Genomic DNA, 12,626 nt, shown 5'->3' on the forward strand with positions numbered 1-12,626 from the left:
TTGCTCCTGGGGGACGAGTGGCTGCCGCCCTCAGCCCTCCGGCGCGGCCCCGAGACCGGTGAGGGCGCCGACCGGGTCGAGGTCGGGCGTGCCGCGGGGCCACCAGTCGTCGTGGCCCGGTTCCGATTCGTACGGGTACCACAAACCGTCGCGGCCGAGGCGGAGTTGGACATGGCCGCGGGGGTGGGTGAGCCGGTTGCGCCACGGGCGGAAGGCGGGCAGGTCCGCGGCGAGCAGGAGCGGGCGGGCCCGGTCGAAGCGGCCGGCCGGCGGGTCCCAGGGCTCCTCGAGAACGGCGAGCCCTTCGAGACCGCCCTGCCGCCAGGCGGCGACCGCCCGGGCCAGTTCGGCCGGGGTGCGGTCGGCGGCGGCGGAGAGGGAGGAGTACAGAGCGCGGGTGCCGGCGGTGAGGCCGGAACCGGGGCGGGCGGCGGCGAGCCGGACCGCGTCCTGCCACAGGGTCAGTTCGGCCACCGGGTCACGGCCGGTGCCGAGCAGCGCGTGCGCGCGTGCGGCGGCGTCGGTCGCCAGTTGGTCCAGCGCGAAGGGGTCCGGGCCGCCCGGGGCCGCCGGGTATACGGGCGGCTGCTCGGGGTGCGGGGGCAGCGGCAACGGGGGGGGCAGGGCGGGCAGTTGACGTCCTGGCGCCAGGGCTTCGGTGGCCCTTACGCCGGCCAGGGGCGCCGGCCCCTGTTCCTGCGCGGCGCGGGCCGCGCGGGCGGCGCTCAGCCGGGACAGCGCGTCGAGCAGCCCGCGTTCGCCGCGGCCGCGCAGCAGGAGCAGCACGAAGGGGTCGGCGTCCAGCAGGCGTGCCGTCTGATAGCAGAGGGCGGCGGCGTGCTTGCAGGGGTGACCACGGTCGGGGCAGCTGCAGTGGGGTTCGAGGTCGCCGGGGCCCGGCAGCAGCGGCACCCCGCACTCGGCGAGGGACTGCGGCATCTCCTTGTCCAGCAGCGCGGCGATGTGCCCCGGTCGATCGGCCACGGCGTCCAGGAACCGCGCCCAGTCGGCGTCGCCCAGCGTCCGCAGCCGCACCTGCACGCGATACGGCCGCGGCCTGCTGCCCCGTACGTACGCCAGCGCCAGCCCCGGCGTCACGGTGATCGCGTCGACGTGCCCTTCCTGCGCGTAACCCCGCCCCCGCGCCAGCCGCTTGGCATCGAGCGCGCCCTGCTCCAGGGCGGCCACCCAGGCGTTGCCCCACCAGGTCTCGGCGAACCGGTCTTCGGCCGCGGGGCGGGGCGGGAAGGCGGGGAAGGTACGGCGGAGTTCGCTGTCGCGGCCGGGGGCGGCCATGGAGCGGGGGACCTGGGGTGCGGCGGGGGCGGCGGGTCCTGGCGAGGTGCCGGGTGCGGAGGGTGTGGAGAACGGGACCGGGTCGTCCCCCTGGGGCGAGTCCGAGGTCGGCATCCGGAAGGCCCCGGCGAGCAACGACCGTACGTCCCGGGCCCGCGGACCGTCGGAGCCACCGCCGGTCGCGGAACCAGGCCGTGCCGCCCGCCGCGACCGTCGTGCGCCCCCGCCTCCCCGGGCGGCTGCTTGTTCCGCCTCGGCCTGCCGCTTCTCCCCCAGGGCAGCGCGCAGCGCCTCTCGGGCGGCATCCGCGGGACGTGTGGAGGATGGGGCCGCCGCCGGCTGCGCCTCGCCTCGGTCTCCGGCCGACTCGTCCTGATCGTCGGCGGGGGCGCCGAACGCGTCCTGGTGTTCATCGGACGCGCCCGACGGGTCCTGGTCTGTGGCGGAGGCGTCGGACATGTCCTGGTCGGCAGCGATGGCGTCCGCGGGGGCGATACCGCCCGACACCGCCCGCCTCAGGACCGAGTCATCGGCCTCACTCCCACCCCTTTCGCCACCCCGCCGGGCACTGACGGCACGCCGCAACGCCGCACGAGCCGCGTCACCCGGCCGGACGCCGGGGCGGCCCTGCTCGTCGACTGCCGATTCCTCGTCGGCAGATGCCCCCTGCTCCGCCTCGCGCTGTTCCCGCGCGGCCCGCAACGCCCGGCGCGCCAGGTCGGCCGGCTGCGGCACCGGCTCCTGCGCCCCACCCGACTCGCCCCGTGCCGACAGTTCCTGCGCCCCGTTCGGCTCGCCGTCGCTTCCCCGCCCCTCGACCCCCGTCATGACTCCCTCCGAAGCGACACGAGGTCGGACAGCTCACGGTTCGTCAGTTCCGTGAGGGCCGATTCGCCGGAGCCCAGGATCGCGTCGGCCAGGGCCCGTTTGGATTCCAGCATTTCCGCGATGCGGTCCTCGACGGTGCCCTCGGTGATGAGGCGGTGGACCTGGACGGGCTGGGTCTGGCCGATGCGGTAGGCGCGGTCGGTGGCCTGTTCCTCGACGGCTGGGTTCCACCAGCGGTCGAAGTGGACGACATGGCCCGCGCGGGTCAGGTTCAGACCGGTGCCGGCCGCCTTCAGGGAGAGGACCAGGACCGGGGTCGCGCCGCTCTGGAAGCGGTCCACCATGCGTTCGCGTTCCGGGACGGGCGTGCCGCCGTGGAGCAGGTCCACCGGGACCGCCCGCCCCGCGAGGTGGGCCGTGATCAGCCGGGCCATCCCCACGTACTGCGTGAAGACCAACGCCGAGCCGTCCTCCGCCAGCAAGGTGTCCAGCAGTTCGTCGAGCAGCGTCAGCTTGCCGGAGCGGGCCGCCAGTCGCTCGGTCGTCCCGGCGGTCTCCTCCTTCAGGTACAGCGCGGGGTGGTCGCAGATCTGCTTCAGGGAGGTGAGGAGCTTCAGCACCAGGCCGCGGCGCGCCATGCCCTCCGCGGTCTCGATGGCGTACATCGACTCGCGCACCACCGCCTCGTAGAGCGCGGCCTGTTCACGGGAGAGCGGGACCGGGTGGTCCGTCTCCGTCTTGGGCGGCAGCTCGGGGACGATGCCGGGGTCGGATTTCTTGCGGCGCAGCAGGAAGGGGCGGACCAGGCGGGCCAGCCGGTCCACCGCCTCCTCGTCCTCGCCGTTCTCCACCGCGCGTGCGTGCCGGGCGCGGAAGGACTTGAGCGGGCCGAGCAGTCCCGGTGTCGTCCAGTCGAGCAGGGCCCAGAGCTCGGAGAGGTTGTTCTCGACCGGTGTGCCGGTCAGCGCCACGCGCGCGGGCGTCGGAATGGTACGCAGGGCCTTCGCCGTGGCCGAGTACGGGTTCTTCACGTGCTGTGCCTCGTCGGCGACGACCATGTCCCAGGTGTGCTGGGCCAGCGTCGGGGCCGCCGAGCGCATCGTGCCGTACGTCGTCAGGACGAAGCCGCCGTCCATGTCCTCCAGGGTGCGGTCCGGGCCGTGGAAGCGGCGGACGGGGACGCCGGGCGCGAAACGGGTGATCTCCCGCTGCCAGTTGCCGAGGAGCGAGGCCGGGCAGACCACCAGGGTCGGAGCCGTCCTGGCGCGCTTCAGGTGCAGGGCGATGACCGTGATCGTCTTGCCGAGGCCCATGTCGTCGGCGAGGCAGCCGCCAAGACCCAGGGACGTCATGAGGTCCAGCCAGGCCAGGCCCCGGAGTTGGTAGTCGCGCAGCGTCGCCTTCAGTCCCGGCGGTGGATCGGCGGGGCGCACTCCCACCGTCAGTCGGTCACGCAGCGCGGCCAGCGCGCCCACCGGCACCGCCTCGACCGTCTCGCCGTCGACCTCCGCGCTGCCGGTGAGGGCGACGGACAGCGCGTCGACCGGGTCGAGCAGGCCCAGTTCGCGCTTGCGGGCCTTGCGGACCAGGGCGGGGTCGACCAGCACCCAGCTGTCCCGCAGCCGGACGACCGGGCGGTGCGCCTCGGCGAGCGCGTCCATCTCGGACTCGGTGAGCGGGTCGCCGCCGATCGCCAACTGCCAGCGGAACTGGAGCAGTTCCTCGCTCTCGAAGAAGCCGGTGCCCTCGGTCGCCGAGCCCGGCGCGGGTCGTACGACCGCGGCCGCGCTGAGGTCATGCGCCAGGTCCCGGGGCCAGTGCACCGCCACCCCGGCCGCCGCGAGCCGCGTCGTGGCCACGCCAAGCAGGTCGCCCAACTCCTCGTCGGACAGCGCCAGTACGTCGGGCACGTCCTGCTCGGACAGCCGGTCCAGCGGCGCCCACACCCGGGCCGCGCGCCGCACTGCGAGCGCCGCGTCCACCCGCGCGCGTGGCCCGAAGGCCGCGTCGGCCCCGCCCGACCAGAGGGCGGCCGCGTCGGCCACCAGGGTGGGGTCGGCGAGGCTGTGCACCTGGACGATCGCGGCGCCGGCGCTGCGCGCGCCGGCACCGGTGTCGTCGAAGAGGTCGTAGGCCGACAGGTCGAGGCGGAGTGAGATCCGTACACCCGCGTCCATGCCGGCGGCGACCTCGGCCGCCCAGTCGTGGGCGTCGGGCAGCCGTTGGGCCTCGCGTGCGGCGAAGGGCTTTCCCGAGGCGTGCGGTGCGGCGGGGGTCCGGGGCAGGGTGTCCGCGACCGCGTCCAGGAAGGACCGCATCAGCGCCTCGGGCTCGGGCAGTCGCAGCGGCCCGGGGCCGGGCAGGGGGACCGCATGGCCTTCGTGCGGCAGGGCGGCGGCGACCGCTCGCAGGTGGGCGATGTCGTCCGGGTCGAGCGGGCCGGCCCGCCAGGCGTCGTGGCCGCCGGGCGTCAGGCCGGGCAGCAGCCGGCCCCGCGCGGTGAGCCGCAGCGCGTGCAGTGCGGCCGCGCCCCAGCAGGCGGTGGCGGGGTGCGCGGCCGGATCGCGCCGGGCCCGCACGAGCAGCGGCAGGGCCTCGGCGAGCGGCAACGACAGCGCGGGGGTGGTCCGGCGGCGGACTGTGGCCCCGTGGCGTCGCACGACGGTGAGCTCGATGTCCTCGGCGGGCAGTGGGCCGCCCTCCGGGTCCCAGAAGGCGATCCGTCCCTCGCGCGGGAGGGACGCGGGCAGGAAGACGGCGGCGAGCCGCACGGGGGCGGCCTCCCCCGCGCTCTCGGCCGTCGCGATGCCGTTGCTCATATGTCCTGTCACCTCCCGCCCATGAGTCGGATCAACCGTCTTCGACTCTACGGGCGGGGTCTGACAATCGGCCCCGGCGACCGGCTCGGGCCGGAGACCTCACGGGGTGGTCAGGGGACCGTGCGCGAGACGACGTACACGAACGGATTGTCCGGGTCGGACATGTTCATCACGACGTCCTGGGTGGGCGCGGGGTTCTTCTGCTTGTGGGTGAAGCCGTACCACGGGCCGGGGCCGCTGAAGTCCCAGCCGGTGATCTTCTGGTCGCGGGCGCTGATGGTGATGGCGTCCCGCTTCAGTTCGTCCCGGCTGACGCCCATGGTGTCGAAGAACCAGTCCAGGTTCTTGTCGGCCGTCTGGAACTGGACGTAGAGACGGCTGGTCTTCCAGTTGTTCGTCTCGTAGTACGCGAGGTTGTACGAATAGTCCGGCACCGGGATCTGGTAGAGGCGGCGCTGGATCCTCGACGGCCAGTGCGGAACGAGCCCGGTCGCCGAGTACTTCTCCTCCTTGTCCTTGCCGCTGTCGCGGCTCTGGTTGGCGGAGATCACCAGGTAGCCGGCGGGGACGCCGATGAGCAGCACGATGATGAGCAGGGTGAGGGCCCGGCGGCGGATCATGTGGCGGCGGTCCTCGGGCGGCTGCCGCGGCTCGTCCGGGGAGTCGGCCTGGCGGGGGACGGACACGGTCACGCCGACCCCTGCGACGACGACCGGCGGGCCTCGGCGAACCGCGCGTAGCGCTCGTAGCGTTCGACCCTGCGGCGGTTGGCGCGGCGGAAGCGGCGCGCGACCAGGCGGGCCAGGTCGGCGGCGCCGACCATGCCGGCCTCGGGGCCGAGCTGGGCGCGGGTGATGCGGGCCTCCGGGCGGTAGCCGCGGCCGGTGAGGTGACGCTTGAAGGCGTCCCGCGCGGGGCCGATCAGCAGGTCGTCGGCGGCCGACACACCGCCGCCGATCACAAAGCAGGACGGGTCCAGGGCGGCCGCGAGGTTGGCGATGCCGACGCCGAGCCACTGGCCGATGTCCTGGAGCAGTTCGATGCACATGGCGTCGCCCTCGCGGGCCAGCTCGGTGATCATCGGGCCGGTGATGTCGCCGATGTTGCCCTTGACGTGCTCGATGATCCCGTAGGCCACCGGCGAGTCGGCGGCGGCCAGCTCGCGTGCCTCCCTGACCAGCGCGTTGCCGGAGCTGTACTGCTCCCAGCAGCCGCGGTTGCCGCACGGGCAGCGGTGGCCGCCGGGCACGACCTGCATATGGCCGAACTCACCGGCCACGCCGTACTTGCCGCGCTTGACCTGCCCGTCCTCCAGGATCGCGCCGCCGATGCCGGTGCCCAGCGTGATCATGACGAGGTGGTCCTCGCCGCGCCCGGCGCCGAAGCGCCACTCGGCCCAGGCGGCGGAGTTGGCGTCGTTGTCGACCAGGACGGGCACGGCGAGCCGTCCGGCGAGGCGGTCCCTGAGGGGCTCGTTGCGCCAGGACAGGTGGGGCGCGAACAGGACGCGGTTGCGGTCGGCGTCGACCCAGCCGGCCGCGCCGATGCCGACGGCGTGCACGTCGTGCCGGTCGGACAGGTCCAGGACCAGCTCGACGATCGTGTCCTCGACGACCTTCGGGCTCTTGGACTTGTCCGGGGTCTCCGTGCGGAGCCTCTCCAGGATGTTGCCGTCGGCGTCTACGACGCCCGCCATGACCTTCGTGCCGCCGATGTCGATCCCGACGGTCGGCACCCGGGGGGCGGTCAGGTGTGAGCGGCGCTCCCGGGGTCCCACGGTGCGGAGCACGGGGGCTCGCCGGGAGCCGATGGGGGCGGTGAAGTCGCGGTAGGTGCTCATCAGGCCCGATTCTGCCGCACGCTCACACTGGGTGCCGAACGGGGCGGCAAAGGGCGGCGCGAGTCACAGCATGTTGTCCGGACATTACGACCGGCGCGTCTTACGGCCCTCTCTCGCTCAGGCCCGTGCGGCAGCGACACTCATGGCCGTACGAGCAGCTGGAACTCGAAGGAGTACCGGGTCGGGCGATAGGTGTGGGTGCCGTACTCGACCGCTCGGCCGGTGTCGTCGAAGGTCACGCGCTGCATGGTGAGGAGCGGAGCGCCCTCCTCCTCGGCGAGCCGTTCGGCTTCGGCGGCGGTGGCGGCGCGCGCGCCGATGGTCTGCCGGGCGCTGTGCAGGGTGATCCCGGCGGCGCGCATCAGCCGGTACAGGCCGGTGGCCTCCAGCTGCGCGGTGTCCAGGTCGATCAGGGCGGGCGGCAGGAAGTTGCACAGGTACGCCATCGGCTCACCGTGCGCGAGGCGCAGCCGCTCGATCCGGTGGACGTCGCTGTCCTCGGCGACCCCGAGCGCGGCCGCGACCTCGGCGGACGCCGGGACGACGGTGTTGACGATCACCTTGGTGGCCGGGCGCTGACCGGCCGACTCCAGGTCGTCGTAGAGGCTGCTGAGCTCCAGTGGACGCTTGACCTGGCTGTGCACGACCTGCGTACCCACACCTCGACGGCGCACCAGCAGGCCCTTGTCGACCAGTGACTGGATGGCCTGGCGGACGGTCGGCCGGGACAGGCCGAGGCGTGCGGCGAGTTCGATCTCGTTGCCCAGCAGGCTGCCGGGGGTGAGCGCTCCGTGCTCGATCGCGGCCTCGAGCTGCTGGGACAGCTGGAAGTACAACGGCACCGGACTGCTCCGGTCCACACTGAGCTCGAGTTCCACGGTCGGGTCCACTTCTGGTTTCGGCACGGCCTGACTGTAGCTCTACGCGTTGTTGACGGGAAGTCGTGTAGTTCGATTGTCCGGACATTTGCATTGACAGGGTGCGCACTGAACCCGCACTTTGTTTCCATGCGCATCGGGGTCATCGGCACGGGCCGCATCGGCAGGATTCACGCCAACACGCTCAGCCGGCACCGCGACGTGGGTTCGCTGATCCTCACGGACGCGGACGTCTCGCGGGCCCAGGAGCTGGCACACCGGCTGGGGGAGACAGCCGCGCCGGGGGTGGACGAGATCTTCCGGTGGGGCGTGGACGCGGTGGTGATCACGACGGCGACGTCGGCCCACGCCGAACTGATCGGTCGGGCAGCAAGGTCGGGGCTTCCCGTCTTCTGCGAGAAGCCGATCGCGCTCGATCTGCCGGGCACGTTGCATGCGATCGGGGAGGTGGAGACGGCCGGCACGATCCTCCAGATGGGCTTCCAGCGCCGCTTCGACGCAGGGTACGTCGGCGCGCGCGAGGCCGTACGGTCCGGGCGCCTCGGGCGGCTGCACACCGTGCGGGCGCTGACCAGCGACCAGTCGCCGCCGTCGGCCGCGTGGCTGCCGCTGTCCGGTGGGCTGTACCGGGACACGCTGATCCACGACTTCGACGTGCTGCGCTGGGTGACCGGGCGCGAGATCGCCGACGTGTACGCGGCCGGGTCGGACGCCGGGCCCGCGATGTTCCGTGAGGCGGGCGATGTCGACACGGCGGCCGCGGTGCTCACGCTGGACGACGGCACGCTCGCCACGGCCACGGCGACGCGGCTGAACGGCGCCGGGTACGACGTGCGCATGGAGCTGGCCGGGGAGTCGGACCAGATCGTGGTGGGCCTGGACGACCGTACTCCGATCGCGTCCACCGAACCGACCGGGCCGCCCGCGGCGGACAAGCCGTGGTCGGGGTTCCTGGAGCGGTTCGGGCCGGCGTACGAGGCGGAGCTGAACGCCTTCGTGGAGGTCGTGCGCGGCGAGCGGGCCAACCCCTGCGACGGGCGGGAGGCTCTCCAAGCCCTGCGGGTCGCGGAGGCGTGCGAGCTGTCGCGGCGAGAGCGAAGACCGGTCGCACTCGCGGAACTTGCGGGCAGCGCTTCGGCCGCGGCGCTGTAAAAGGCCACGGGCTCTGCGAAGGCCGTCGGCTGCGGGCTGCGTTGAGGTTGCAGGCTGGGTGAAGGCCTTGCCCGGCGACGCACCCGTACGACCCGACCACCGCTCCTTGCGAGGGCTGGACCAGCCGCACGGCCGCCCGCTACCAGCGCACCGGGGCGGGTCGCGGAGACCTGCGAGCTGTCGCGGCGAGACCGAAGACCGGTCGCACTCGCGGAACTTGCGGGCAGCGCTTCGGCCGCGTCGCTGTGAAGGCCAACGGCTCGCCGAAGGCCTGGCGCTCGCTGAAGGCCGCAGGCTCCGTGAAGGTGGCCACGGCCGGCCGGGACGGCTCGCGGCGGCACCTCAGCCTCCCCGAAGACCGCAGGCTCCATGAAGCCTCGCGCTCCCGAAAGCCGACGGTCCGGCGACCCATCCCTACGCCCCGCCCGCCACCCCTCGTCGCGCCCGGACCAGTCTCTGCGGCCGCCCGCTACCAGCGCACCGGCAGACTCCGCACCCCACGCATCAGCGGGCCCGGCAGCCAGTCGCCCGGCGTGCCGTCCAGGGCCAGGCGCGGGGCGCGTTCCAGCAGGGAGCGGATCGCCGTGCGGGCCTCCAGTCGGGCCAGGGGTGCGCCCAGGCAGTAGTGGATGCCGTGGCCGAAGGCGAGATGGCCGCGGGTGTCGCGGCGGATGTCGAAGCGGTCCGGGGCCGGGAAGCGGGCCGCGTCACGGTCGGAGGCGGTGAGGCCGACCATCACCGCTTCACCCTGCGCGATCGGCACTCCGGCGATCTCCAGGGGTTCGGCGGCGAACCGGAACGTCGCGTTCTCCACCGGGCCCTCGTACCGCAGCGCCTCTTCGACCGCGCCGTCGAGGAGGGTCATGTCGACGCGCAGGTCGGCCAGTTGGTCCGGGTGCGTGAGCAGGGCGTGGACGGCGTTGGTGATGAGGTTGACCGTGGTCTCATGGCCCGCGATGAGCAGGATGAAGGCCATGCCCCGCAGTTCCTGCGGCGAGAGCCGGTCGCCGTCCTCGGCGGTGGTGCGGATGAGGTCGCTGAGCAGATCGGCGCTCGGGCCGGCGCAACGCTTGTCCTCGATGAGTTCGGTGAGGTACTCGGCGAGGCGCACGAACGCGTCGCGTTCGCTCTCGGCGCTCGTCGGCGCGACGGCCTCCGTGGACAGCTTGCGGAACTCCGTGCGGTCCATCTCGGGCACGCCCAGCAGTTCACAGATCACGGTGATCGGCAGCGGGTAGGCGAACGAGTCGACGAGGTCGGCCCGGCCGTGCGGCAGCATCGCGTCCAGCAGTCCGTCGGTGATCTGCTGGATCCTCGGCCGGAGTTCCTCGACGCGCCGCATCGTGAACGCGCGGGTGATGAGGCCGCGCAGCCGGGTGTGCTGGGTCGGCGACCAGCAGATACTTCCCGATCAACTGCTCGTCGAGGAAGGTCACCCCGATCTTGCCGCCGTCCTTGGCCAGCCGCGGGTCGGCAAGCGCCGCGCGCGCCTCCTCGTACCCCACGACGAGCCACGTCTCATGGTGTTCGTCCGGCACCGGCAGCCGCACCCGGTGCACCGGACCACGCTCACGCAGACGCGCGTACACGGGATGCGGGTCGGTACGGAACCCCTCTCCGAACTCCCCCAGGTCGATCACTTCCGCCATGCCGCTCCCCCCTCCCGCCACACTCCCCCTCCCATCACCTCGACAACGCGTGGGAGCGCCGGCTAGTGCCCGTCCTCCTCCAGTTCCTCCAGAAGTCCCGCGTCGTACGCCAACAGGGCGATCTGCACACGGTTGTTGAGGTCGAGCTTGGCCAGGACGCGGGAAACATGGGTCTTGACGGTGGCGACGCTCATGAAGAGCTCCGCTGCGATCGCGGCGTTGGCCAGGCCCCGGCCCACCGCGACGGCGACCTCGCGCTCGCGGTCGTTGAGGGCGGCGAGCCGCTCACGCGCGCGTGCCCGGCGGGTGTCGGCGGCGGTGCCGGCCGCGTGGTCCATCAACTGGCGGGTCACGGTGGGCGACAGGACCGGGTCCCCGGCCGCGACGCGGCGCACCGCGTCGACGATCTCGGCGGGCGGGGTGTCCTTGAGCACGAACCCGGCGGCGCCTGCCCGCAGGGCGCGCAGCACCAGTTCGTCGGCGTGGAAGGTGGTCAGCAGCACGACCTGCGGGGCGTCCTTCCTGCCGCGCAGCCGCTCCGTGGCGGTCAGTCCGTCGACCGACGGCATCCGGATGTCCATCAGGACCACGTCGGGCCGGGTGCGGTCGACCAGCGTCTCGACCTCGCCGCCGTCGGCCGCCTCACCGACGATCTCGATGTCGTCGGCGCCGCCCAGCATGAAGGACAACCCGGCCCTGACCAACGGGTCGTCGTCGACGAGGAGGAGTCTGATCGCAGTCATGTGGCTCACGTAATCACGGTTGTACGGGGCGACGGGACCGGACGCCGTGGAGTTCGCATGCGCAAAGTGGCGTCAACGGCAACAGCGTGCGCCGGGGCGCCCGTTGAGCTCCCCGACCCCGAACCGATGAGCGTCACCCCCACGGCAACCACGCCCGCACCTCGAACCCCCCGTCCGCCCGCGGCCCGTGCTCCAGTCGCCCGCCCGTCAGCGTCGCCCGTTCCGTCAGCCCGATCAGCCCCTGTCCGGAGCCCGGAACGTGGGGGACCTCGCCCTCGGGCACGGGATTGCGCACCGCCACGGACAGGCCCTCGCCCGGCGCGCCGGTCACCGTGACCGTGACCTCCGTACCGGGGGCGTGCTTGCGGGCGTTGGTCAACCCCTCCTGGGCGATGCGGTAGGCGGTGCGGCCGACGGAGGCGGGGACGGCGGCGGGGTCGGTGACGCGCTGGTCGAGGGTGACCTTCATGCCGGCCTCGCGGGACTCGGTCACCAGCGTCTCCAGCGCCGCGAGGGTCGGCTGGGGGCGGCCGGAGTCGTCGGGCTCACGCGCCCGCAGCACGCCGATGATCTCCCGCAGGTCCTGGAGGGCCTCGTGGGCACTCTCCCGGATGACGCCCGCCGCCCGCACGATCTCCTCGCGGGGGGCGTCGGGCCGGAACTCCAGCGCCCCGGCGTGCACGCTGAGCAGCGTCAGCCGGTGGGCGAGGACGTCGTGCATCTCCCGGGCGATGGCCTCGCGGGCGAGCCGCTGAGCCTGCTCGGCCCGCAGCCGCGCCTCCGTCTCGGCACGCCGGGCACGGTCCCGCAGGCTGAGCATGAGCTGCCGTTTGGACCGGGCGAGCATGCCCCAGCCGACGACCGCGAGGGTCAGCAGCGCAGCCAGGGCGAGGGTCCAGCCGTACGACAGGTCGGGGTCGGGACGAAACCAGTAGAACACCGCGTTGACGGCCACGTACGCCCCCGCCACCCAGGCCACGTACCGGAAGGGCCGGTGCACGGCGAGCGTGAACAGGGCGACCAGGGCGGCGCCGCCTGCCGCGCTCGACACCAGAGAGACCGGCACCATCGCGGCGGCGAGCCCGACCGGCCAGCGGCGCCGCAGCCACACCGCGGCACAGGAGAGCGCGCCGACGAGTTGGTCGACGGCCGCGTAACCGGCCGGGAGGTCCTCTTTCCGTATCGTGTCCGCGGCGAGCAGCCCGACGAACACGGCCAGCAGGAAAGCGGAGAAGTCGACCACCCAGTCGCGTGCCGTGCGCCTCGGTCGCCCCGAGCGCGCGACATCGGAGTCGAACTCCTTGATCAGGGCCGAGGGCAGAAGCCAGCGCCGCCCCGCGAACGCCTGCGGTACGGGTTCCGGCTCGTCACCACTCACGATCGACAAATCTACGCAGTACGGGGCCCTGGCGCGCCTTTGC

Annotated in this window: 8 protein-coding genes and 1 pseudogene; 1 reads left to right on the forward strand and 8 read right to left on the reverse strand. The window is 73.2% G+C overall.

Annotated features, from left to right (window positions below):
- Positions 1-30 precede the first annotated feature (30 nt).
- The 5 genes from ACZ4UU_RS32345 to ACZ4UU_RS32365 form a co-directional block, all read right to left on the reverse strand.
- Positions 31-2,124 carry an SWIM zinc finger family protein gene (locus ACZ4UU_RS32345; RefSeq protein WP_471906935.1) on the reverse strand — a complete coding sequence of 698 codons (2,094 nt, stop codon included), beginning with the start codon at positions 2,122-2,124 and terminating at the stop codon, positions 31-33.
- The gene (locus ACZ4UU_RS32350) at positions 2,121-4,943 is read right to left on the reverse strand and encodes a DEAD/DEAH box helicase (RefSeq protein WP_471906936.1); all 2,823 of its coding nucleotides are present in this window, start codon (positions 4,941-4,943) and stop codon (positions 2,121-2,123) included. The genes ACZ4UU_RS32345 and ACZ4UU_RS32350 overlap by 4 nt, the downstream gene beginning before the upstream one ends.
- 110 nt (positions 4,944-5,053) lie before the next feature.
- Positions 5,054-5,635, reverse strand: a complete 582-nt coding sequence (locus ACZ4UU_RS32355) for a sugar kinase (RefSeq protein WP_471906937.1) — start codon at positions 5,633-5,635, stop codon at positions 5,054-5,056.
- Positions 5,632-6,783 (reverse strand): ROK family glucokinase, encoded by a 1,152-nt coding sequence (locus ACZ4UU_RS32360; RefSeq protein WP_234761826.1) that lies wholly within the window; start codon positions 6,781-6,783, stop codon positions 5,632-5,634. The genes ACZ4UU_RS32355 and ACZ4UU_RS32360 overlap by 4 nt, the downstream gene beginning before the upstream one ends.
- Positions 6,784-6,923: 140 nt before the next feature.
- Positions 6,924-7,661 carry a GntR family transcriptional regulator gene (locus tag ACZ4UU_RS32365; RefSeq protein ID WP_471907093.1) on the reverse strand — a complete coding sequence of 246 codons (738 nt, stop codon included), beginning with the start codon at positions 7,659-7,661 and terminating at the stop codon, positions 6,924-6,926.
- Positions 7,662-7,790: 129 nt separating this feature from the next.
- On the opposite strand from ACZ4UU_RS32365, the gene ACZ4UU_RS32370 reads away from it, so the two are divergent.
- Positions 7,791-8,813, forward strand: coding sequence for a Gfo/Idh/MocA family protein (locus ACZ4UU_RS32370; protein WP_471906938.1), 1,023 nt, complete (start codon positions 7,791-7,793; stop codon positions 8,811-8,813).
- A gap of 469 nt (positions 8,814-9,282) precedes the next feature.
- Here the strand turns inward: ACZ4UU_RS32370 and ACZ4UU_RS32375 are convergent.
- The 3 genes and pseudogenes from ACZ4UU_RS32375 to ACZ4UU_RS32385 all read right to left on the reverse strand — a co-directional run bounded on the left by ACZ4UU_RS32375 (position 9,283) and on the right by ACZ4UU_RS32385 (position 12,583).
- Positions 9,283-10,462 (reverse strand): annotated as a pseudogene (locus ACZ4UU_RS32375) (cytochrome P450 family protein).
- A gap of 62 nt (positions 10,463-10,524) precedes the next feature.
- Positions 10,525-11,205, reverse strand: a complete 681-nt coding sequence (locus tag ACZ4UU_RS32380; protein WP_471906939.1) for a response regulator transcription factor — start codon at positions 11,203-11,205, stop codon at positions 10,525-10,527.
- A 133-nt stretch (positions 11,206-11,338) separates the two neighbouring features.
- Entirely contained in the window at positions 11,339-12,583 is a 1,245-nt protein-coding gene (locus ACZ4UU_RS32385; RefSeq protein WP_471906940.1) for a sensor histidine kinase, read from the reverse strand.
- Between the last annotated feature and the right edge of the window lie 43 nt (positions 12,584-12,626).

It is taken from the genome of Streptomyces sp. NPDC028907, assembly GCF_055564995.1.

Coding starts and splice junctions, on each gene's coding strand:
- ACZ4UU_RS32345 (WP_471906935.1), bottom strand. CDS start 2,124: ATGACGGGGGTCGAGGGGCGGGGAAGCGACGGCGAGCCGAACGGGGCG.
- ACZ4UU_RS32350 (WP_471906936.1), bottom strand. CDS start 4,943: ATGAGCAACGGCATCGCGACGGCCGAGAGCGCGGGGGAGGCCGCCCCC.
- ACZ4UU_RS32360 (WP_234761826.1), bottom strand. CDS start 6,783: ATGAGCACCTACCGCGACTTCACCGCCCCCATCGGCTCCCGGCGAGCC.
- ACZ4UU_RS32370 (WP_471906938.1), top strand. CDS start 7,791: ATGCGCATCGGGGTCATCGGCACGGGCCGCATCGGCAGGATTCACGCC.
- ACZ4UU_RS32380 (WP_471906939.1), bottom strand. CDS start 11,205: ATGACTGCGATCAGACTCCTCCTCGTCGACGACGACCCGTTGGTCAGG.